Origin of the sequence: Acinetobacter sp. CFCC 11171, assembly GCF_003268405.1 — a bacterium.
Lineage (GTDB): Bacteria > Pseudomonadota > Gammaproteobacteria > Pseudomonadales > Moraxellaceae > Acinetobacter > Acinetobacter amyesii.
The window spans coordinates 22,187-45,210 of the sequence record NZ_LQXP01000031.1; the positions used below are offsets into that span (position 1 = coordinate 22,187).

At 40.1% G+C, this 23,024-nt stretch carries 23 protein-coding genes and 1 pseudogene; 11 read left to right on the plus strand and 13 right to left on the minus strand.

Going from position 1 to position 23,024, the window contains the following annotated elements:
• Positions 1-214: 214 nt before the first annotated feature.
• A complete protein-coding gene (locus AVJ20_RS13605; protein ID WP_111885599.1) occupies positions 215-1,378 on the plus strand; it encodes an OmpP1/FadL family transporter in 1,164 nt (387 codons plus the stop codon).
• Positions 1,379-1,739: 361 nt separating this feature from the next.
• Positions 1,740-3,131, plus strand: coding sequence for an OmpP1/FadL family transporter (locus tag AVJ20_RS13610; protein WP_111885600.1), 1,392 nt, complete (start codon positions 1,740-1,742; stop codon positions 3,129-3,131).
• A gap of 73 nt (positions 3,132-3,204) precedes the next feature.
• On the opposite strand, the pseudogene thrH reads toward AVJ20_RS13610, so the two are convergent.
• A pseudogene (gene thrH, locus AVJ20_RS13615) lies at positions 3,205-3,821 on the minus strand (bifunctional phosphoserine phosphatase/homoserine phosphotransferase ThrH).
• A gap of 200 nt (positions 3,822-4,021) precedes the next feature.
• On the opposite strand from thrH, the gene AVJ20_RS13620 reads away from it, so the two are divergent.
• Both AVJ20_RS13620 and AVJ20_RS13625 read left to right on the plus strand, forming a co-directional pair.
• Positions 4,022-4,756, plus strand: coding sequence for a phosphoadenylyl-sulfate reductase (locus AVJ20_RS13620; protein ID WP_111885601.1), 735 nt, complete (start codon positions 4,022-4,024; stop codon positions 4,754-4,756).
• 166 nt (positions 4,757-4,922) lie between these two features.
• A complete protein-coding gene (locus AVJ20_RS13625) occupies positions 4,923-6,302 on the plus strand; it encodes a WS/DGAT/MGAT family O-acyltransferase (protein WP_111885602.1) in 1,380 nt (459 codons plus the stop codon).
• Positions 6,303-6,612: 310 nt separating this feature from the next.
• Here the strand turns inward: AVJ20_RS13625 and AVJ20_RS18440 are convergent, their stop codons facing one another.
• From AVJ20_RS18440 to AVJ20_RS13650, 6 genes are all read right to left on the minus strand, one after another.
• Positions 6,613-6,786 carry a PA1571 family protein gene (locus AVJ20_RS18440; protein WP_168379036.1) on the minus strand — a complete coding sequence of 58 codons (174 nt, stop codon included), beginning with the start codon at positions 6,784-6,786 and terminating at the stop codon, positions 6,613-6,615.
• 142 nt (positions 6,787-6,928) lie between these two features.
• On the minus strand, positions 6,929-8,383 hold the full coding sequence (gene rng, locus AVJ20_RS13630) for a ribonuclease G (RefSeq protein ID WP_111885603.1): 1,455 nt from the start codon (positions 8,381-8,383) through the stop codon (positions 6,929-6,931).
• Positions 8,384-8,425: 42 nt separating this feature from the next.
• Positions 8,426-8,992 (minus strand): Maf-like protein, encoded by a 567-nt coding sequence (locus AVJ20_RS13635; RefSeq protein WP_111885604.1) that lies wholly within the window; start codon positions 8,990-8,992, stop codon positions 8,426-8,428.
• Positions 8,980-9,471, minus strand: a complete 492-nt coding sequence (mreD, locus tag AVJ20_RS13640; RefSeq protein ID WP_111885605.1) for a rod shape-determining protein MreD — start codon at positions 9,469-9,471, stop codon at positions 8,980-8,982. The genes AVJ20_RS13635 and mreD overlap by 13 nt, the downstream gene beginning before the upstream one ends.
• Positions 9,458-10,315 carry a rod shape-determining protein MreC gene (gene mreC, locus AVJ20_RS13645; protein WP_111885606.1) on the minus strand — a complete coding sequence of 286 codons (858 nt, stop codon included), beginning with the start codon at positions 10,313-10,315 and terminating at the stop codon, positions 9,458-9,460. Before mreC ends, mreD begins: the two co-directional genes overlap by 14 nt.
• 16 nt (positions 10,316-10,331) lie before the next feature.
• Complete coding sequence (locus AVJ20_RS13650; protein WP_067762711.1) at positions 10,332-11,378, minus strand: rod shape-determining protein; 1,047 nt, start codon at positions 11,376-11,378, stop codon at positions 10,332-10,334.
• 133 nt (positions 11,379-11,511) lie between these two features.
• Here AVJ20_RS13650 and gatC point away from each other — a divergent pair, with 133 nt between their 5' ends.
• The 6 genes from gatC (at position 11,512) to AVJ20_RS13680 (ending at position 17,171) form a co-directional block, all read left to right on the plus strand.
• A complete protein-coding gene (gene gatC, locus AVJ20_RS13655; protein WP_067762698.1) occupies positions 11,512-11,826 on the plus strand; it encodes an Asp-tRNA(Asn)/Glu-tRNA(Gln) amidotransferase subunit GatC in 315 nt (104 codons plus the stop codon).
• A gap of 52 nt (positions 11,827-11,878) precedes the next feature.
• Entirely contained in the window at positions 11,879-13,357 is a 1,479-nt protein-coding gene (gatA, locus tag AVJ20_RS13660; RefSeq protein WP_111885616.1) for an Asp-tRNA(Asn)/Glu-tRNA(Gln) amidotransferase subunit GatA, read from the plus strand.
• Positions 13,357-14,832, plus strand: a complete 1,476-nt coding sequence (gatB, locus tag AVJ20_RS13665) for an Asp-tRNA(Asn)/Glu-tRNA(Gln) amidotransferase subunit GatB (protein WP_111885607.1) — start codon at positions 13,357-13,359, stop codon at positions 14,830-14,832. The genes gatA and gatB overlap by 1 nt, the downstream gene beginning before the upstream one ends.
• A 146-nt stretch (positions 14,833-14,978) precedes the next feature.
• Positions 14,979-15,821 (plus strand): hypothetical protein, encoded by an 843-nt coding sequence (locus AVJ20_RS13670; RefSeq protein WP_111885608.1) that lies wholly within the window; start codon positions 14,979-14,981, stop codon positions 15,819-15,821.
• A gap of 176 nt (positions 15,822-15,997) precedes the next feature.
• On the plus strand, positions 15,998-16,603 hold the full coding sequence (locus tag AVJ20_RS13675) for a hypothetical protein (protein ID WP_111885609.1): 606 nt from the start codon (positions 15,998-16,000) through the stop codon (positions 16,601-16,603).
• A 100-nt stretch (positions 16,604-16,703) separates the two neighbouring features.
• Positions 16,704-17,171 (plus strand): hypothetical protein, encoded by a 468-nt coding sequence (locus AVJ20_RS13680; protein ID WP_111885610.1) that lies wholly within the window; start codon positions 16,704-16,706, stop codon positions 17,169-17,171.
• A gap of 44 nt (positions 17,172-17,215) precedes the next feature.
• Here the strand turns inward: AVJ20_RS13680 and AVJ20_RS13685 are convergent, their stop codons facing one another.
• Entirely contained in the window at positions 17,216-17,674 is a 459-nt protein-coding gene (locus AVJ20_RS13685) for a hypothetical protein (RefSeq protein ID WP_416240551.1), read from the minus strand.
• Positions 17,675-17,972: 298 nt separating this feature from the next.
• Here AVJ20_RS13685 and AVJ20_RS13690 point away from each other — a divergent pair, with 298 nt between their 5' ends.
• Positions 17,973-18,551 (plus strand): DJ-1/PfpI family protein, encoded by a 579-nt coding sequence (locus AVJ20_RS13690; RefSeq protein ID WP_111885612.1) that lies wholly within the window; start codon positions 17,973-17,975, stop codon positions 18,549-18,551.
• Between the two features lie 260 nt (positions 18,552-18,811).
• On the opposite strand, the gene AVJ20_RS13695 is transcribed toward AVJ20_RS13690, so the two are convergent.
• From AVJ20_RS13695 to AVJ20_RS13715, 5 genes are all read right to left on the minus strand, one after another.
• Positions 18,812-19,303 carry a hypothetical protein gene (locus tag AVJ20_RS13695; protein ID WP_111885613.1) on the minus strand — a complete coding sequence of 164 codons (492 nt, stop codon included), beginning with the start codon at positions 19,301-19,303 and terminating at the stop codon, positions 18,812-18,814.
• A gap of 134 nt (positions 19,304-19,437) precedes the next feature.
• Positions 19,438-20,268, minus strand: a complete 831-nt coding sequence (locus AVJ20_RS13700) for a hypothetical protein (RefSeq protein ID WP_111885614.1) — start codon at positions 20,266-20,268, stop codon at positions 19,438-19,440.
• A gap of 89 nt (positions 20,269-20,357) precedes the next feature.
• Positions 20,358-21,215 carry a hypothetical protein gene (locus AVJ20_RS13705; protein WP_322872485.1) on the minus strand — a complete coding sequence of 286 codons (858 nt, stop codon included), beginning with the start codon at positions 21,213-21,215 and terminating at the stop codon, positions 20,358-20,360.
• A 360-nt stretch (positions 21,216-21,575) separates the two neighbouring features.
• A complete protein-coding gene (locus AVJ20_RS18510) occupies positions 21,576-22,280 on the minus strand; it encodes a calcium-binding protein (protein ID WP_213066193.1) in 705 nt (234 codons plus the stop codon).
• A gap of 53 nt (positions 22,281-22,333) precedes the next feature.
• A complete protein-coding gene (locus tag AVJ20_RS13715) occupies positions 22,334-23,014 on the minus strand; it encodes an Ig-like domain-containing protein (RefSeq protein WP_162689771.1) in 681 nt (226 codons plus the stop codon).
• Positions 23,015-23,024: the final 10 nt, after the last annotated feature.

The following is a 23,024-nucleotide window of genomic DNA, read 5'->3' on the forward strand; positions in this document are numbered from 1 at the left end:
TTAAGTTCAAAGATAAACATTAAGTTAAATACTCTATTTTTTTATTTATAAATCATAAACATAAATAACACCTTCTAGAATAATTACTCTAGCATTGCTTATTTTTTAACTTATACAGTTCATTTTTAGAGTAGCAACTCTTATTTACTGTTTTTCTATTTATGTTACTTTCCACACATTGAAATAACATCAAAAGTTACAAACAGGGAAAAGTATGCGCTTAAATCACCTTAGTTACGCTATTTTATTAACAGCATTACCTACTGCATCATTTGCTGCTGGTCTAGATCGTTCAGGTCAGTCTATTTCCGCATTCTTACAACCTGGCAACTATGCAGAAGCAGGTATTTCTGTATTAGATCCAACTGTAAAAGGTAAAGATAATAAAGGTCATCTAGTGGGTGACATGGGTGATGACTATTACTTCCCTTCTGCAGCTGTAAAAGTTCAAGCGACTGACAAAATTTCTCTCGGTCTTTTATACGATCAACCTTTTGGTGCTGATGCCACTTATCAAGTGGATGGTTCTGATTTTGCTAATAGTGTTGAAGGTACAGGCGTTAAAGTTCGTACAAATAATTTAACGGCTCTTATTGGCTATCAACCAACAGAAAACTGGAATTTCTACGCTGGTCCTGTTTATCAAACAGTTAAAGGTAATGTCTCTTTACGTGGTACTGCTTATTCATCACTTTCTGGTTATAACATTGAACTAAAAGAAGATGAAGCTTATGGCTGGCTTGCAGGTGCTGCATATTCTATTCCTGAAATTGCGTTGAAAGCAGCAATCACTTACCGTTCTGACATTAAACACGAGTTAAACACTACTGAAACTTCAAATGTTTATATTCCGCCTAACTATTTGCCTACTTTACCAAGTGGCATCGACTTACGCTCTGTTTCAAGCCAAGCTGAAGTTGTTACACCACAATCGGTCAATCTTGATTTCCAAACCGGAATTGCAAAAAATACTTTAGCTTTTGCAAATTTGCGTTGGGTACATTGGGATCAATTTACAGTCAGTCCTACACTTTTAAAGCATCCAATGATTAATCAAGATTTGATCTCGTACTCAGATGATCAATACTCGATCACAACTGGTCTATCTCATAAATTCAATAGCAAATGGGCTGGTACTGCTGCAGTAGGTTATGACTCTGGCGCAGGCAACCCTGTAACTACTTTAGGTCCAGTTGAAGGAAACTGGAGTGTGGGTCTAGGTGGACAATACAGTCCTGCAGAAAACTACTTTATTCAAGCTGGGGTTAAATACTTCTGGCTAGGCGATGCTCAAGCTCAAACTGGCGGTAAAGTCAAAGGTGAATTTACTGACAACCACGCTTTAGGTTATGGTCTAAAAATCGGTTACCGTTTCTAATAAATAATCTGTAAAAAAGCCTCTTTGTGAGGCTTTTTTATTTTTCTATTGTGACGTAAATCACTTTATTAATTTTATAGCCATAAAAATCTGGTTAATTAACAAACAATCAATATTTCATATACTTAAACCTTTATATAAAAAGTCATCTTGAATAACAATAACTTAAAATAATTTTTTAGTATTTTTACTCTACTTTATATAAATCAACAGCTTTTATTTACCATCAGTTCAATTTTAGAGTCTTTACTCTTTTTTAATTTATGATATTTTTCGCATATGGATATGATTAAAAATAATTTACATATCTCATATTTTTATTAACGCATTGACGCGTTTTTTATACTAGGAAAGTAGAAGAATGAACTTAAAAGCATTAACAAGTGCCATTTTATTAGCAAGTTTACCAACCACTGGGGTCTTCGCTGCTGCTCTGGATCGCTCTGGTCAATCGATTCAAGCCTTCTTACAGCCAGGTAATTATTTTGAAGCAGGTATTTCAGTTTTAGATCCAAATGTCTCAGGTGTTGATATTAAAGGACAAAAAACCGGTGATATGGCTGAAGACTATTACTTCCCAGCAGCTGCATTAAAAATTCAATTGCACGACAAACTTTCATTTGGTTTGATCTATGACCAACCATTTGGTGCAGATGCTGAATACAATAAAAATAGCGTTTTTTCAGCAAAAGCGACTGACTCAGTATTAGGTGCTTTAGATCATCAAACCATTGCTAAATTCAATGGTAAAGCCACCGAAGTTACTGGTGAAACAAGTGTTGAAGTTAAAACACAAAACTTATCGTTATTGGTAGGTTTCCAGCCAAATGAACACTGGAACTTCTATGCAGGTCCTGTTTATCAAACAGTTCAAGGTAAAGTAAGTCTGCGCGGTGAAGCTTATAGCATGATGTCTGGCTACGATGCCAACATTAAAGAAGAAGGTGATTTTGGTTGGTTAGCAGGTTTTGCCTATCAAATTCCTGAAATCGCATTAAAAGCATCTTTGACTTATCGCTCTGAAATTGATCATGATGTTGAAGCGACTGAATCATTCCAATCGATTGACAACTTCACTGGTCTTGCTGCACCTGTTCTTAACATTATGCTTGGTCCATTGGGTGCCAAATTACCGAAAGAGCAGCGTGATGCTGTAATTGCAGTAAGAAATGCATTAGTTGCATCTAATTCACTTCCACAAGGTAAAACAAAAGTTACCACGCCACAATCGGTAAATTTAGATTTGCAATCTGGCATCATGGAAAACACTGTTGCCTTCGCAAATGTACGTTGGGTAGATTGGTCTAAATTTGCAATTAAACCTCATGAGTTTGGCATTAAAGCAGATATTTTAGGTTCTTTAGTTGCTGGTTCTAACGGTATCGTTGGCTACACAGATGGTTTTAACTTAGTCGACTATTCTAAGGATCAATGGTCTGTAAATGCAGGCGTTGGCCGTAAATTTAATGATCAATGGGCTGGTACAGTCATGGTTGGTTGGGACTCTGGTGCAGGTAACCCAGTGTCAACTTTAGGCCCAACCGAAGGTTACTGGAGCGCTGGCTTAGGTGGACAATTTAGTCCAACACCTCAAACATTTGTACAAGCCGGTGTTAAATACTTCTGGTTGGGTGATGCGACTGCACAATCTGGTTCACACTCTGTCCCTGGTAATGAAACAGCTGCAAATGTTGCTAACTTTAAAGACAACGATGCAATCGGTTACAGCTTAAAAATCGGTTACCGTTTCTAAGTTGCTTTAAAAACTTTGGATTAAACAAGAAAGGGCGCTATAAGCGCCCTTTTCTATAACTTACTATTCAGAATTAAGCTGGAATATCCCGAACAGAAGCATTACGAATCGCTTCTTTTAGTGCTGCATAGCCATGAATTGGTGGGAACTGTGGAAACTCCGCAATCACATTGTCAGGCGCATCGAATAAGAAACCCGCATCTGCTTCACCAAGCATCGTCGTATCGTTATAAGAATCACCTGCTGCAATCACACGAAGTTCAATCCATGCAATGCTTGTACGGCTTTACGTTTTTGATCAGGTTGACGAAGCTTATAAGCTGAGATCATACCATTGCCATCAGTTTCTAATTTGTGGCAGAAAATCGTTGGCCAACCAAGTTGTTGCATTAATGGATGTGCAAACTCATAGAAGGTATCTGAAAGAATAATCAATTGAAAATGAGTACGTACCCATTCTACAAACTCTTTTGCACCCTCAAATGGCCCCATATCTGCAATTACGTCTTGAATATCGTTTAAACCCAAACCGTGTTGTTTTAAGATATTTAAACGCTGAGTCATCAACACATCGTAATCTGGAATGTCACGAGTCGTTGCTTCAAGTTCTTTAATGCCTGTTTTTTTCGCAAAATTAATCCAAATTTCAGGTACTAAAACCCCTTCTAGATCTAAACAAACGACTTCCATGCACTCTACCCTCTGTTATGTGAAAAAAATTTTTCAATATCATAGCTGAAGAATAAAAAAATGCATTGTTCTTTTTTAAATCTATTTTTTTCATAAGTATCTATTTTTTAGTGATAAGTGTGTTTTAGCATTTCAATTAAAATAGTTCTGAAATAAATTAATATAGGTTTTAACGTTCCAAGCCTATAGCCAGGACATTCATGACTATCATCCCTACTATTGACCTTGTCGATGCACTTGCATCTGAATATGCAGATAAATCACCTTCTGAGATTATGAAACTTGCGCTTAGCCAGCAAGGTGAAGTTGCGATTTCCTTTTCTGGTGCAGAAGATGTTGTACTGATTGATCTTGCATCGAACTTAGGGATTCCATTTCGTGTATTTAGTTTAGATACCGGTCGCTTACACCCTGAAACTTACCAATTTTTAGATACTGTCCGTAAACATTATAAAATTGATATCGAAATCTGTTTTCCAGAAAGTGATGCCGTACAAAAACTGGTGACAGAAAAGGGCTTTTTTAGCTTCTATCAAGATGAACATAAAGAATGCTGTGGTATCCGCAAAGTACAACCTTTGCGTAAAAAATTAGCGACTTTAGATGGCTGGATCACAGGTCAACGTAAGGACCAAAGCCCAGGCACACGTAATGAAATTCCAGTGGTACAAGCTGACCCAGGTTTTTCAGGTCCGGGCAAGCAATTAATTAAATACAATCCTTTGGCAAACTGGTCTAGCGCTGATGTATGGAACTATATCCGTCTAATGGAAATTCCATATAATCCACTACACGAACGTGGCTTTATCTCGATTGGCTGTGAACCATGCACTCGACCTGTTTTACCGAATCAACATGAACGTGAAGGTCGCTGGTGGTGGGAAGATGCAACCCATAAAGAATGCGGCTTACACGCAGGCAACATGAAAAAATAAAGAGCACAAAACCACTGCATAGCAGTGGTTTTTTCAACGCATCGATACACATAATTCCGTATCATTTCAACGTAAAAACGCTATACTGCAAATGACAATTTAATAATTCTAACAATGCTACTCATACATGAGCAGCTGTAGAAATTGCAGTGAGGCAATCAACGCTATGCGTCCATTACATCCTATTGATTTCATATTCTTAAATTTAGAGAAACGGCAACAACCGATGCACGTAGGTGGTCTATTTTTATTTCAGATCCCTGACAATGCACCTGATACTTTTATTCAAGATTTAGTCGCAGATATTCGTAATTCAAAATCCATTCCTATTCCTCCTTTTAACAATAAACTCAACGGCTTCTTTTGGGATGAAGACGAAGAGTTTGATTTAGATCATCACTTCCGCCATATCGCACTGCCGCATCCCGGTCGTATCCGTGAACTTCTGACTTATATTTCGCAAGAACACAGTGCGCTGATTGACCGTGCAAAACCCCTTTGGACTTGCCACATTATTGAAGGTATTGAAGGCAATCGTTTTGCTATGTACTTCAAAATCCACCACGCGATGGTCGATGGCATTGCAGGTATGCGTTTAGTTGAAAAATCACTTTCACATGATCCGGATGCTAAAAGTATTGTGCCACCCTGGTGTGTTGAGGGCCCTCGTGCAAAACGCCTGAAGCAGCCTAAAGTCAGTCGTATGAAAGGTCTGTTATCGACCATTAAGGGACAACTTGACTCAACACCACGAGTTTTGTATGAACTATCACAGACTGTAATGAAAGATATGGGGCGTAACCCAGATTATGTATCTAGTTTCCAAGCGCCGAGTTCAATATTAAACCAACGGGTTAGTTCTTCTCGTCGTTTCGCTGCACAGTCTTTTGAATTTTCACGTTTGTCACATATTGCCAAGTCACTCGGCGTAACAATTAACGATATTGTGCTCGCAATTTGTTCAGGCGCATTACGTGAGTATTTAATTACACAAAATGCTTTACCTAAAAAGCCATTGATCGCCATGGTGCCTGCATCGGTTCGTACCGATGACTCAGATATGTCAAACCGTATTACCATGATTTTGGCCAATCTTGGAACCCATAAAGAAGATCCGCTAGAACGGTTGAAGATTGTGCGTCGTAGTGTGCTCAATGCCAAAGAGCGCTTTAAGCGGATGAACTCAAATCAAATTTTAAACTACAGTGCTTTTGTCTACAGTGCAGCAGGTTTAAATATTGCATCAGGCTTTATGCCAAAACGTCAGGCCTTTAACTTGGTCATTTCGAATGTTCCCGGCCCACAAGAGCCGTTATATTGGAATGGCGCACGTTTAGAAGCGCTCTACCCTGCTTCCATTGTTTTAGATGGTCAAGCCCTTAATATCACCATGACCAGCTATTTAGATAAGCTTGAAGTTGGTTTAACCGCATGTCGTAATGCGCTTCCAAAAATGCAAAATTTACTAACGCATTTGGAAGAAGAAATTCAACGATTTGAAGCTATTGTGAACCAAGATTCCCCAAAGTTACAGGCGGTTAGCTAACCGCCTGCTTCAAGATTTGGTATCATTTCATCAGCAGATTAAACCATCTAAAAAGATAAAAACCCGTCTACATTGCAAAATCTAGACGGATTTGTAGTATTTGAACTTTGTTTGATTTTTAGAGTAATTTATGTGTATAAGCTAAAATTTAGGTGAACAAATCCGTTGTTATTGTTTAATTATGACTTCTAGATACACACTGATAATTAAGTTTATTTTCCATTATTTATAAAATTTTAGCGCATTAAATATTTTAGAATTGCGCGTTAGTGCTTTAACCCTCTGGATTACATTATTTATATTTCAATATTTAAGCTTTAATAGCTCGGCACTGTTTAAGTAACTGATGACAAGCAGAACGAATCATAGACGCTGTAATTTGAACTTCATTACCACGCTCATCCACGATATAACCTGAATGGATCGCTTTTGCTTCAACAACAGTTTTAAGACCACTTTTCATTACTGTTTTACTAACACCCATAATACACCTCTTTTTGCTAAGCCATTTTCAAGTTCATTACGGGAAAATGGCTTTGGCTATTTGATGTGTCTAGTATTCAAAATAACAGTTCAAAAGTAAAATCTCAGTTGTAACAAGTGTTTAACGATATTCTGTTACAATTTCAACTCAGAATGATATCGTATTGCTCTTGCGTATATAAATTTTCCACTTGGAACTTGATCACACGGCTAATAAAGTGCTCTAAATCAGCCACTGCAGGTGCTTCAGCAGTTAATAATCGGTCAATCACCGATGGATGTGCCACCACAGTGAAACCACTTTGTGATTCATAGGCACGTGCATATCTCAAGATTTCACGGAAAATTTCATAGCAAACTGTTTCAGCCGTTTTCACATAACCGCGCCCCTGACAAGTCGGGCAAGAATCACAAAGGAGATGCTCCAGAGATTCACGGGTGCGTTTACGCGTCATTTCCACCAAGCCCAGCTCAGACACTTGAGTGATCTTGGTTTTGGCATGATCGCGCTCGAGCATTTTCTCAAACTGGCTCATCACTTCTTCTCGATGATGTGCTTCTTGCATATCAATGAAGTCAATAATGATAATCCCGCCCAAGTTACGTAGACGGAGCTGACGTGCAATGACCTGTGTGGCTTCCATATTGGTTTTAAATACAGTGTCTTCAAGTGAACGACCACCAACATAGGAGCCAGTATTGACATCAATCGTGGTCATTGCTTCAGTTTGATCGATCATCAGATAACCGCCAGACTTAAGTGCTACACGTGTCTGTAAGGCTTTCTGAATATCTTCTTCGACATTGTACAAGTCAAAAATTGGACGCTCACCCGGATAATGCAGTAAGCGATTTTGCATACTTGGTACAAATTCTTGGACAAACTCTTGCAATTTGCCATGTACTTCTCGTGAGTCGACCTGAATTTTAGACGTCTCTTCATTAGCCAAATCACGGATGACGCGTTGCGGTAAAGGCAGCTCTTCAAAAATCAGAGAAGGTACGACAATACTGCGTTGTTTACGTTGAATATATTCCCACAGTTTTGCTAAATAAGCCATGTCCTGCGCAATTTCACATTCAGGAATACCTTCAGCAGCAGTACGAACGATGACTGAACCCGGTAAGTTGTGTTCTTTTTGAATGCGTTCAATCATGCTACGCAAGCGATCACGTTCTTCTTCAGACTCAATGCGCTGTGAAACACCGGTATGACTGCCATATGGCATTAAAACGAGGTAACGGGAAGGAATTGAAAGATCAGTCGATAATCGTGCACCTTTGGTACCCAACATATCTTTCATGACTTGTACGGTGAGTACTTGCCCCGGTTGTAACAGCTCAAAAACGTTCGGGGTCGGTTGATTGCGCTGCCAGACCATATCATTGATATGTAAAAAAGCCGTTCTCGACAATCCAATATCAATAAAAGCAGCCTGCATACCCGGAAGTACGCGAACAACTTTCCCTTTATAAATATTGCCCACTAACCCACGCTTCACGGTGCGTTCAACAAATAATTCATTGACCGTACCGTTTTGAATCAACGCCACACGACATTCCATCGGTGTGACGTTAATCAACAACTCGTCAGACATATCAAAACTCAAAACATTATAAAAATTCTTGTGTTGCAGCAGTTAATTTAATGCCTTAACTGTCTGTAATAACTGTACGGTTTCATGCAAAGGCAGCCCAACGACATTGCTGTAACTCCCTTCAATACAAGGAATATAGCGCGCAGCAATTCCTTGAATAGCATAGGCTCCCGCCTTGCCGATTGGTTCACCTGTTGCCCAGTAGCTTTCCATGTCAGCTAGACTCAGCGTTTGAAATTCAACCTGTGTACGCACTACTATACTGTATATTTGATCTTTTGTACTGACACAAACACCTGAAAACACATCATGTTTTCGTCCAGAGATCATTTCCCACATAGAAAAAGCATGTGCTTTCGACGCTGGCTTTCCTAAAATTTGCTCATCTACGCCTAAACTGGTATCGGCGGCAATAACGATAGCATCAGGGAATTGTTGTTGTACTGCGGAAGCTTTGGCACGTGCTAAACGCTCTACATAATCCGCTATAGGCTCTCCTTCCAACACGGACTCATCAATATCTGGACTGAAAATGTCAAATTCCAGACCTAATTGTTGCAAAAGTTCGCGTCGTCGAGGAGAACTCGAAGCTAAAATTATATGCGCCATTTTCTCAGGAAGTAATACATCATTGGCCAAATGATTAAGCTAGTAACAATTGGCTGCCAATGGCGAGCAAATGAAAACTGTGCCCCCCCCATCACTTGAACAATCCACACAAACAGTAAATGCGCGAAAATTGCCATTGCAGCAATAATCCATAAATTACCAAAAGTGAGAATACGACGTTCACGGGTCAAAAAGCGTGTCACAAATGCAATGACCACAAAACTCAGTGCGTTCATGCCAAATGGCGCATCAGTCAATAAGTCTGTAAAGAGACCTGTGGCAAATGCAAACCAAACACCGCACCATGTCGGCTGACAAAGTACCCAAAATAGCATGATCATCATCATGAATAATGGGCGCCAACCCGATAGGTCATAAGAAAGCGGATACACCATCAGCACGGATGCCAAAATGATGGAAAAGATAATCGGAAATAATGGGTCGCGCTCTGTATGACGACTAAGCTTAGCGAGTGACATGCGGTTGCTCCATCGCTAAAGAATCGGAAAATAGCACAACCACATGATGACCACCTGCCAATTGGGCAGCAGGATTGATATCAATTTGTGCGAATTCACCCGAATTGTGTCGGCTGACTTTTGACACAGTACCGACTAAATAACCCGCTGGAAAATGTGCCCCCAAACCTGAGCTATATACTTTTTCACCCACTTTAATGTTGGCGCTGGTTGGTACATATTCCATTTTTAAACGACCCAGATCACCTGTACCCGTTACGATGGCGCGCATACCGGTATGCTCCATACGTACTGATAAAGAATGTTCTTTGTCTGAAAGTAACATGACACGGCTACTATGTGGATAGACGTTAATAATCTGCCCCATGATGCCTTTGTCATCGAGTACGGTCTGCCCCACTTTTAACTGGCTGCTTGCACCACGGTTAATCACAATAATATGGCGCAATGGGTCGGCATCTGTACCGATCACTTCCGCAATTTCCATACGACCATCAATGATTAAAGGTGTATCAAGTAAACCGCGTAAACGGGTATTTTCAGCAGATAATTCAGAAAGTTTTTGTAAGCGGACTTGAGCCTGTAATAACTCAGCTTGCATCGCGGTATTTTCACGGCGCAATTGAGCTTCAGACTTGGTTTGTTGATTTAGCCATTCTCGCGATAACACTGGATAGCTTGCAAGGGCATATATTGGATTATATGCCGCATACAAGACGTCTCTTGCCGGTTGAATTACATGTGGCATGCGCCAGTCGAAGAACAGCACGACCAAGCATGTAATCACCGCAATGATAAATGAGCGAAAAGATGGCGGTTGTCTTGAAAACAGTTGCGTTTGCACCCGCCGAGTCCTTTTCTTAGCCTACAAATAACATGTCATGATTTGGGTTATCGAAAAATTCGAGAACCTTTCCACCACCACGTGTCACACAAGATAGAGGATCTTCTGCAACTACAACAGGAAGGCCTGTTTCTTTCGCTAGAAGCTTATCTAAGTTACGAAGTAATGCACCACCACCAGTCAACACAATACCGCGCTCTGCGATGTCAGAAGACAATTCAGGCGGTGTTTGTTCAAGTGCTGATTTCACTGCAGATACGATGTTTTGTAATGGATCAGAAATTGCTTGAGTTACTTCGTCCGACGTTACTGTAATGGCACGCGGAACACCTTCTGCAAGGTTTCGACCACGGACTTCGATTTCAAGTGCTTTCGCACCCTCATCTGGAAGCGCCATACCCACTTCTTTCTTAATGGTTTCTGCAGTGGTTTCACCAATCACACAGCCATGTGCTTTACGTACATAGTTAATGATTTGTTCATCAAACACATCACCACCAATACGTAGCGAATCTGCATAGACACAGCCTTGTAATGAAATGATCGCGATTTCAGTTGTACCACCACCGACATCGACAACCATCGAACCACATGCTTGCTCAACAGGCATACCTGCTCCAATTGCAGCAGCCATTGGCTCTTCAATTAAGCGAACTTCGCGTGCGCCAGCGTTATAAACCGCTTCGCGAATCGCACGACGTTCTACCAATGTTGATTTGCAAGGAACGCATACCACAACACGTGGCGCTGGTGGAAATAGACGTTTTTCGTGCACTTTGCCAATAAACTGATTCAACATAGTTTCAGTGACTTCAAAATCTGCAATCACACCATCTTTCATTGGGCGAATCGCAGAAATATTTGCAGGTGTACGACCTAGCATTTGTTTCGCGTCAAGACCTACTGCGGCAACGATTTTTTGTGAACCACTGTGGCGAATTGCCACCACCGTCGGTTCATTTAATATAATGCCTCGTCCTGGCGCATAAATAAGTGTATTTGCAGTGCCTAAATCAATGGCAAGATCCGGCGAAAACAAGCCAATTAGTCGTTTTAGAATCACGGGGACGTTCTCAGTTAAACTTTTATATGGACGCAAGGTGGCAACTTTAACTAAATGTGATGATTTGAACAAGTCAATCGCTTATTATAAGCCACTATATTTTGATTTTTTTTAATACTGATTAGGTAATGTTATGTCTACATCGGATGCACAGCATTCTGCAGATCTAAATGCACAAACAGTTTCAGGGATTGCACATCTCGCACGTTTATCGCTGAATGAGACGCAATCTGCTGAATATGCTCAAAGTTTAAATAAAATTTTAGGCATGATGGAAACCCTGAAAGGCATCAATACCGACGGTGTTGAACCGCTCAAAAGCCCATTCGACAATCCACAGCCTTTACGTGAAGACCGCGTATCTGAAAGCAATCATCGTGAAGAATATCAAGCAGTTGCTCCTGCGACTCAGGACGGTTTGTACCTTGTTCCTCGTGTGATTGAATAATTTTCATTCAGATAAACCATTTATTCAAATTAAACGTAAAGAAATATTTCTTATGACTGATTTACATCGCTTATCCATTCGTGAACTGTCTGAAGGTTTGGCTAGTGCTAAATTTTCTTCTCGCGAATTGACTGAACACTATTTAAAACGCATTGAAAAAATCGATGCACAAGTAAAATCGTATGTGACCGTTACAGCAGAACAAGCACTTGCACAAGCTGATGCGGCTGACGCGGCACTAAAAGCCGGTAATGCGACTCCATTGACGGGTGTGCCGATTGCACATAAAGACATTTTTTGTACCCAAGGTATTAAGACCACTGCTGGTTCTAAAATACTGGACAATTTTATCTCTCCTTACGACGCGACCGTTGTAGCGAAAGGTAAAGCTGCGGGCCTTGTCACTTTAGGTAAAGTGAACATGGACGAATTTGCCATGGGTTCAACTTCTGAGAACTCTTACTACGGCGCAACAGCTAACCCGTGGAATTTAAGTCATGTACCGGGTGGTTCATCAGGTGGTTCTGCTGCGGCAGTTGCTGCTGACCTTGCACCATTTGCTACAGGTACAGACACAGGCGGTTCTATTCGTCAGCCTGCATCTTTTTGTGGTTTAACTGGTCTTAAGCCAACATACGGCCGTGTATCTCGTTTCGGTATGATTGCCTATGCATCATCTTTAGACCAAGGCGGCCCAATGGCACGTTCGGCTGAAGACTGTGCTTATCTTATGAACGTGATGGCAGGTCATGATGCAAAAGATTCGACTTCGGTTGAAAAAGACGTCGACAACTACGTAGCAAACTTAAACGGTACTTCTGTAAAAGGTTTACGTATTGGTATTCCTAAGCAGTACTTTAATGTTGCTGGTTTAGATGCAGACGTAAAAGCACGCGTTGAAGAATCACTGAAAAAGTTAGAAGAAATGGGCGCAACTTTGGTTGAGATTGATCTCACCATGACTGATGCTTATGTTCCGACTTACTACCTGATTGCTCCTGCTGAAGCATCTTCAAACTTACAGCGTTTTGACGGCGTGCGTTATGGCTACCGCTGTGAAAACCCTGTGGACTTAATGGACTTGTACAAACGTTCACGTTCTGAAGGTTTTGGTGCAGAAGTTCAACGTCGTATCTTGATTGGTACATACGCGCTTTCTGCTGGTTATTACGATGCATACTACGTGAAAGCACAAAAAGTACGTCGTTTAATTCAACAAGATTTCTTAAAAGCATTTGAATCTGTAGACGTGATTGCTGCCCCTGCTGCACCAACAACGGCTTACAAGATTGGTGCAAACCTGTCTCCAGTTGAAATGTACTTGGGTGACATTTACACCATCGCGGTGAACTTGGCAGGTCTACCTGCAATTAACGCGCCTGTTGGTTTTGACAAAGACAACTTGCCTGTTGGCTTACAGCTGATTGGTAACTACTGGTCAGAATCTCAATTGTTGTCTGTGGTGCATCAGTACCAGCAAGCAACCGATTGGCATACAAAACGCGCTGCAATTGCTGAGGAGAACGTATAATGGCTAAAAACGCTGCGAAACCTAAATCTAACCTGATTGATGGTTGGGAAGTAGTGATTGGTATTGAGATTCACACTCAGCTTGCCACGAACACTAAAATTTTCTCAGGTTCTTCAACGACTTTTGGTCAAGACCCAAATACACAAGCCAGCCTTGTAGATTTGGCGATGCCGGGTGTATTGCCAGTATTGAACAAAGAAGTGGTTGATCTTGCGATTCGCTTTGGTTTGGGTATCGATGCTTACATCGACCAAGCATCTGTGTTTGCACGTAAAAACTATTTCTACCCTGACTCTCCAAAAGGCTATCAAATCAGCCAAATGGACAACCCGATTGTGGGCTTGGGTCATATTGACATTCAACTTGAAGATGGCACGGTTAAACGCATTGGCGTAACACGTGCGCACCTTGAGGAAGATGCAGGTAAATCAATCCATGACCAATTTGAAGGCATGTCAGGCATTGACTTAAACCGTGCAGGTACGCCTTTACTTGAAATCGTATCTGAACCAGATATGCGTTCAGTTGAAGAAGCGGTTGCTTATATTAAAGCGATTCACACGCTTGTGCGTTGGTTAGGCATTTCTGACGGTAACATGGCAGAAGGTTCGTTCCGTGCGGACTGTAACGTGTCACTGCGCCGTCCGGGTCAACCGTTTGGTACGCGTTGCGAGTTGAAAAACTTGAACTCATTCCGTTTCATTGAGCAAGCGATCAATGTTGAAATTGAACGTCAAATGGAAATCTTGGATTGGGATGGCACGATTGACCAAGAAACGCGTTTGTTCGACCCTGTGAAGATGGAAACGCGCTCTATGCGTTCTAAAGAAGAAGCGAACGATTACCGCTACTTCCCTGACCCTGACTTGTTGCCTGTAGTCATTGCAGATGCGCAAATTGAAGCGGCACGTGCTGCCCTGCCTGAGCTTCCTGCTGCACGTCGTGCTCGATTTGTAGCGGACTTTAGCGTAACTGAGTACGATGCTCATGTGCTTACACTGACGCGTGAAATGTCCGAGTTTTATGAAGATGTAGTGAAGGCTGCGGGCGGTGCTGCGCAAGGTAAAGTGTCTGCAAACTGGGTGATGGGTGAATTCTCTGGTGCTTTAAACAAAGCTGGCCTAGAGCTTCATGACTCTCCTGTATCGGCTCAAAAACTTGGTGGCATGATTGCACGTATTGTGGACAACACAATTAACGGTAAGATCGCGAAGCAAGTGTTCGGCTTTATGTGGGATGAAGGCAAAACTGCGGATGAAATTATTGCTGAGAAAGGCTTGAAACAGGAAACTGATACAGGCGCAATTGAAGCAATCATTAAAGATGTTCTTGCTGCGAACGAGAAGATGGTTGAAGAGTATAAATCTGGTAAAGAGAAAGCGTTCAACGGTCTTGTTGGTCAAGTGATGAAAGCGGCTAAGGGTAAAGCGAACCCTGCTCAAGTAAATGAATTGATGAAGAAATTGATTGGTTGATCTGATCTTTTTTATAAAGAAAACCCGCTTTAGAGCGGGTTTTTTATTCACCTAAATTTTAGATCATAAACTTACTAAAATATTTAAGGTAATCTTGCACAATTTATTTAATTTTTCGTTGATTTATACTTTGATTGAGAACTGTAATGCTTAAAAAAATCTTACTTTCTGTATCACTTCTAAGCTTTGTTCCTCTAACTTATGCCATGAGTCCTTTAACAAAACTTCCTCAACTTAATAATGAAATGACGATTAGCGTTTCTAGTGATTCTATCTCTAAATTTCGTTATGGTGCGATGCGAGATAAATCATTACCTAATGCTCAAGTTTTAATTGGACTTCCTCCAACTGTTGGTGGAACAATGGGTTTACCATTTGCCGAGGTCATCGGATTAACCATAGCACATAACAATGTGAGCAATTCTAAAACTGCTAATAGAGGGTTGTTCCTACAACAAAAAAAATTTGATCAACTTGTTACTGAAAAATTAAAAATAAAACTGATGACTTCTAACCCATCTTTTGTTTTTAATAATAATGAGAAAACAGATATTCAATTAATACCTTATGTTTTTGTTTCATCGGATAAAACTAAATTTTATATCGATTTCACCATTGCAATGGATATTAATAAAAAAACTCGAATGTATCGTTATAGAAGTGAACACTTTTCAGCTATAACTGAAATCGATGAAGATAGCTTTGATGAAGTGTCAACTTATGCATTTGATCGTATTTTTGATCTTCTATTTACTGATCTAAGCGGGATTCTTGATTTTTCACAGCAAGATTTAGAATTACAAGTTAGATGTGAAAAAATCTCAGGTAAAAAATGGGGAGTGATTAGCCCATTCAACGTTAACTTTAAATATATTAAAAATCCGGAAAATTTATGCATTGCCAACGTTAGAGATACATTGGGTGTGGAATTTATGGCTTATCCAATGGTTTATATTATTGAGGATAATAAGAACAAGCCAATCCACTAAAATGAGAAAAGTAAAAATCATTGCGAATCTCACTCCACTATAAAGTTTATAGTGAAAGTTCCCTCTCCTCTCAGGAGAGGGTTAGGGAGACGTCTTAAAATACAAATAAGAGGTAAATCATTTAATTTTCAAAATTTAATAATACAATCAATCAAACACTTCACACTAAAAACAACATGACCATTAAAAAAGTATCCTCCATCGCCAAACTCGAAGACTTAGGACGCATTCAACTATCTAAGTCCTTTTTTATGCGTGATTTCCTATATAGTGAAATCGCCAATTGGTACGGTGTACCCAACTTCCCCGACCATCCTGAAAAAGCCATCTACACAGGCACACAACTGTGCGAGCAACTACTCGAACCACTCCAAGAAAAATTTGGACGCATCACCATTCGCTCGGCTTATCGCTCTCCAAGCGTGAACCAACTCGGCAATGAAAAAGGACATAACTGCGCCAGCAATGAGAAAAACTTTGCAAGCCATATTGGGGACTATCCCGATGCAAAAGGTTATGGCGCAACGGCGTGTATTGTCATTCCATCATTTTTAGAACTGTATCAAAAAGACCAAGCCAATTGGCAACAGCTTGCCTATTGGATTCATAACAGTCTGAATTACAGCCACCTACAATTTTTCCCAAAACTGTGTGCATTCAATATTGGTTGGCATGAACAACCTGCTCGGGAAATTTATAGTTATATTCAACCCAAAGGCTATTTAATACGCGGTGAAGCAGTAAATGCGGAGTATGAAAAGTTTTATCCTGATCTAATTTAAAACTAAATGGCTAAATTAAAAACACATAAGCAAATGATTTAATTAAATTTATAAAGAATACGCTAAATTAGTTTTTTTGTTTAAATACGGTTCATAAATTATGAATTTCGGGAAATCAATTACTTTGCTTGCAAGCATGATTGCAATTACATTTTTATTTGCATGTACAAATTCTTCATCCACTTCAGACGACTCGTCAGTACAACACGCAACAGAAGAAGCATCTCAAGCAGCTGATTTAGCTAAACTGGAAACAACTCATTCAGACTCAACATCCGATCAATCAGTCGAGCAAGAAGAAATTCCTTTCAAAGTAAATTCACAGGAAGAATATAATAAAGAAACACACCACATTATTCAGTTGGTTCAAGATAAATTGTCAACCATCTATGAACAAGATGCTGATACTAAATATCGGATTATGTGTTTAGAACTACCAATGATGGCCTATAGCCTAAAATCATTTGCAGATGCTAACCCTGAATATAGCGACCCAAAAGTTAGTTTTGAGGCAGTCGTCACAAGTGTTGAAACTACACAACAAGATATTGTAGGTAGCTGCAATTAAACAAGGGATGTTCTTCCTAAACAAGAAGAACATCTCCGAAAAAATCACTTACGAATCTCACCCAACTTATTCCAAATATCCGGCGTCAAAAAAGTCATCACCAATTTATTTAAATCTACATAGTGCACCACGCCTTTCAGTTGGTCTTTCACTTCTGGCGTTTTTAAAATTTCTTCACCCGTAATACTGCCGAGTTCCTGAAAACTATCACCCACAGCCTGCATGCCTTCGGCCTGAATCACTGCTTTGGTCTGAGCTGAACATTGCTCAACCAATATACGTTGCAACACAGTGGCCAAGTTCTTATCTAACTGAGTTTTCTGCTCATCATTTACATTGCTGAATTTCTTCAAATCTGGGTGTGCAGACAAAGCTGCAAAAGTCCATTGCAATACGGCGGTTTTATCTGCTGCCGTGGTAGATTTAATCAGACAGTTACTCAGCTGATCCACTGTTGGCCCAGCCACCGCGACTTGTGTTGTTCCCATAATGGTAGCTGCCATCAAAAGAGAGCCACCAATTCGGGAGAATCTACGATTAAAACCAGTAAAAATATTGTGCAACATAACTCGAATTTCCATTCTGAACTGCTGTCTTTTTATCATAAATTACCGGGTGCGGCCTGTTATGGCTCTGTAAAAATAAAATCTCTTTTCAGCCTATCTCCCCCTGATGATTTTGTATACGGTTGATGGCTTCGACTAAAGAAAGCCACCTCATTCTTAAAACTGACATCTGATTATGTTATGGTAAATGAAAACAAAACTTTATATAAATCATATCCAAACAGAGGGAAAAATCATGGCTAAACAAATCTTGATGCTCGTTGGCGACTATGCTGAAGACTATGAAACGATGGTGCCATTCCAGTTTCTAACAGGTCTGGGCTATACAGTACACGCGGTCTGTCCGGATAAAAAAGCCGGTGACAGCATCGCTACAGCCATTCATGACTTTGAGGGCGAGCAAACCTATAGCGAAAAGCGTGGTCATAACTTTGCCATTAATTATGATTTTAATGCGGTCAATACTGAAAATTATGTAGGTCTGGTGATTCCGGGCGGACGTGCACCTGAATACTTACGCATGAATGCACGTGTTGTCGAGATTGTGTGTGAGTTTGATGCTGTTCAAAAACCGATTGCAGCCGTATGTCACGGCGCTCAGCTGCTTGCCGCGGCCGATGTGCTTAAAGGTAAAACCTGTTCTGCCTACCCTGCATGTGCTGCGGAAGTGAAACTGGCAGGCGGTAATTATGCCGATATTGCAGTTACAGATGCTGTCACCGACGGACACTTAGTTACTGCCCCAGCATGGCCGGCACATCCAGCATGGATGGCACAATTTGTGAAAGCATTAGGTGCAACGATTACAATCTAAATGGTTGTTATATTTAAGAACCACTTACTACGAGTTTGAGTATTCTCAGAGCAAAATCATTCCAGTTTGAAATTTAAAAAGTCTCGAGCCTTCGAGACTTTTTTGATATTTATGATATATCAATAATTAAAGCGAGATAGATTGTTCAAAAATCTACGAATACAATGCCTGTCTATATAGCAGTTCCTCGAGATATCCATTACTCATCGAAATAATAATTGAGCTAGAAAAACAGGCTTGATCATTCAAACTCAAGAACATTATTTCCCACGCATTGAACCCAACTTATTCCATAGCTCTGGTGTTAAAAATGTAGTCACTAATTTGTTTAAATCGATATAGCGCACTACGCCTTTGAGTTGATCTTTCACTTCAGGTGTTTTTAAAATTTCCTCACCCGTAATACTTCCAAGTTCCTGAAAACTTTCTCCAACTGTTTGTAAGCCTTCAGCTTGTACAACCGCTTTGGTTTGACTCGAGCACTGTTCCACCAATATCCGTTGCAGTACGGTCGCTAAGTTTTTATCTAAGGCTTCTTTTTGCGCTGCACTAACATTGCTATAAGCTTTTAAGTCAGGATGTGAAGATAGCGCGACGAACGTCCATTGCAGCACCGCTGTTTTATCCGTTGCTGTCGTCGATTTAACTAAACATTGACTGAGCTGATCTACTGCTGGCCCCGCCATTGTCATTTGCGAAGCACCAAATAAAGCGGTTGTAAGTAATGCAGCTTGTGAGATTTTTTCGTGCAGCGACCTAGCGCTGACATTTGTAATTTATACATCGTATCTTCCAACATGAATTTGTCCCTGTTGTATCACATGAAGCAGACCATCACCTGTTAGAACTGTGTAAAACGAAACTGTATCTTCATTCACATTATTGGTTAAAGGTCATACAGCAATGGATGAGTCGTAGGTTGACGATTCCAATACCAATAAAAATAACCATTGGTATCCAGTAGGCTATGCGTGGTTAAGGTTGTTTTCGCGCTTTCGCCTCGCCAACAGGCAAGTGCTGCACTACGATTATTATGTAAATCAATATATTCAGGATTTGATTGCTTAGGATTGGCAGGAATATAAAGTGCATCACTAGGTTTCACCCATAAATCCGCTAAATATATTTTGCCTAAATTGGGGAAATACCGGCCTACAGATATAACCAGTGGCAACTGATCTTGATCGCTGGATGTGAAAATGTGTGGAAAGTCATGGTGTTCTAAATCTGTGATAACAAATGGCGTTAAAGACTTAGCGCCGTTTTTATTTGATGTTGCATTTTGATAAGGCAAATAATGCCCTGCCATCATTCCATATTCATAGTGAATTTCAGACAAAATTTTCTTCTCTGAAAGTATTTCAATGGCCTCACCTGCATGGACAAGTGTCATGCCAAAAGCAGCCGCAGTTTCTTTTGTGGCAATCAAAGGTTTAAATTCGAAATGCTGTCCTGCAAACTCAAGTTCTGTTTGTTCACCCCATACTGTGTAACGCGTTGCTATTTCAGATGGAACCTCATACACATTCCCCTTGCTGAAATGTGCACTGGTTTTTGATTCAACAATTAGTTGGGTGTGTGCGTCCAATGTCTTCACATAACGTGCTTGACCTTGATCATTAAAATAAAATGGTGTCTCTGAAATATTGACAGTGATTTCTGCTAATTCGCTATCAAACAAAGGCGCATCAAAATAGACATCTTTTACCGTGCTCATATTTTTCCTTATTATTATTTAATTTTTTGCTTTTGAAATATTTAAGCAGGATAAAAGTATTTCCCCAAAAACTTTTCTCCTGCATGAACTTATTTCATATTGTTCAACATATTTTTTGCACCAGCGTGGTTATAGTTCATCGCTAAATTTTGCAAAATCCCTTTAGCTCGCGCTTTAGCATTCGGGTAACTTTTACTATAGGCAGATACCGAGGTTAAGCAGCGTGCTACTAGCATCCCTGACTCGGCATAGGCTCTATTGGCATTCGCACCATTTAATTTACCGTAGCTGTAAGCACGCTGAGCGTTATTACAAGCCGCGACTTGGTTTTTTCCGGCATTTAGGTCACGTCGTGCATTTACATACAGGCGCATCTGTAATTGTTGCGGTGTTTCAGCAACAGCTTTAGGTTGAGGTTTTTGCTCAGGTTCTACAGCTTTTTTTTCTTTTTTTGGCTCGGGTTCTTTTTTATTTTCTAGCTCTTTTTTGGTATTTTTAGCAGCCGATGACTTGGTTCTATTAGTTTCAGATTTTTTTGAAGTATTTTCATTGGCTACTCCATACATTTTTCGGCGCTCTTCTGGACCTATAATTTTGGTTTGTAAACTAACCAAGCGTGTTTCAGCATGGTCAGCTTTACGTTCCGCAGTCGGTTCAATTGAAACCATCCACTTTTGACCATCGGCTTGGGTACATTGATATGCGCCGATACCCTGTTTCACACTGCTATAAGTCGCAAGTAACTTTTTACTCCAAGTGTTTTTCACTTGACTAAAGTTACTGGTATTAAGCTGTGTAAAACGTCCATCTTTTGCTTGACAGTAAGCACTCATGTACTGCTTGGGCGTTAATGATTCAGGTGCGCTATTTTTCTTTTGCGGCCCCCAATCGTATACATATTCACGTGCACGACCGTTATTATCATTTAGATTTTTTTGATCGATCATTCTTGTGGTGATGAATAATTTTTTAATGATATTGGATTTAGTCCTTGCATGGTTGCACAGCCTTGCAGTGCGAGTCCCATACTCCCCACCCATAAAAATGCCTTTAAATTCACAGCAAAAAATCTCAAAAAATTTACTATTAAAAAATAGCGTAATTCAACTTTATTCTCAAATTTATAACTTTGATTTAATTCATTATTTTTATAAATTTAATCACTTATATTGTGTAGTTTTGAGATATAAATAAAGGTTGTATGATTTATTTTGATGAGTTTCACATTTTATTTTGATCTAGTGGTGTTTATGAAGGAAATAAAAAAAGAGCCTCCGAGGAGGCTCTTTTTTATTTACAAACTGATTTTACTTGAAAATAAGTTGCTGATTTTGGATTAAATCATCCAAAGTCATTGTACTTGGCTGATTAGTTAAAACCAACAAAGGTGTTGTTTCAAAAGTATTACCCGTACCATCTTTATCAATACTTATTATTGCCACCTTATTATTAGCATCATAAAGTACAGATACATACTGACTGATATTCGCCGATGTTACATTTTGGTTAGCTAACAAACTAGATACATCTATTTTATCAGCCTGCTGATCAGTGGTTACATTTCCAAAATGGAAATCTTCCCATGTATCCATACCATTTCCACCAGTTTTATCTGCATTATTTAACAATGTATATATTGCAGTATCTGAACCAGAACCACCGTAGAGCTGATCATTTCCACCATTACCCTGAAGTGTGTCGTTACCATCACCACCTCGAATAATGTCGCCAGCAGCTCCCCCCTTCAACGTATCATCACCGTCAAAACCATACAGACGCTGATTAGTCAATACTCCAGACTTGTCAATAATATCACCAGAAGATGAACCATAATTGATAAAGGTATTCCCTCCATCCAACAATCCTGGCAACACACCCAAACTCACCAGCTGGGCTTGATTCGCCGTTCCAGTTAACCCATTTGAATCTGTTGCACTAATTGATAATGATCCTAGCACTGATAAATCAAGAAGTGTTCCCAATCCTCCACTTTGGATCTGTACTGCTGCCAAGAATTCATTCAACACATCATTACTGATCGTACCGCCAGATGCTGACTCAATGACTAGGTTTGCAGTTGCATTAATCCCGACGAAGTATTTGTACTTCCAGTACTGATTTTAAGACCTAGCTCTTCTAACAAAGCTGAACCGTTAGGACCATTAGCTGCATCAGCCACAGGAATAGGAAATGATCCACCAGTTGTTGTAGCAGCATAACTGTCTCCACCCCATACAAATTTTAGAGTGCTTAACAGTGTTACCCCATTACTCGTACTAAGTGTTAACTTCGTAATATTATTATTAGCATCGGCTGCTAATAACGGTTGCTGATCAAGTACAATTAATCCTGCAATATCTGCGCCAATCAATCCTAATAAGCTTGAATCTTTGAGCGCAACTACAGGGGCAACATTAACTGTTTGCTGAGCATTTACCGTAATTGCAAAGCTATTTGAAAGTTCACTCTCGTTATCAGCTTGATCTGCTGCTTTTGCCTGAATTGAGTGTGAACCAATTGCCAACGGTGTTGACAACGTATATACCCAAGTTCCATCTGCATTTGCAGTAACCGTCCCATCTGCTGTTGCACCTCCGTCAACATAGACAGAAACAACACTACCCGCTTCAGCCGTTCCATACAATGTTGGAGTCGAATCATCTGTTGTAGCGCCTGAGTTAATCAATCCTGTTGTAGCCCCTACATCATCATAACCGATTGTAATTACTGGTGCGGCTGGTACCAATTGATCTTCC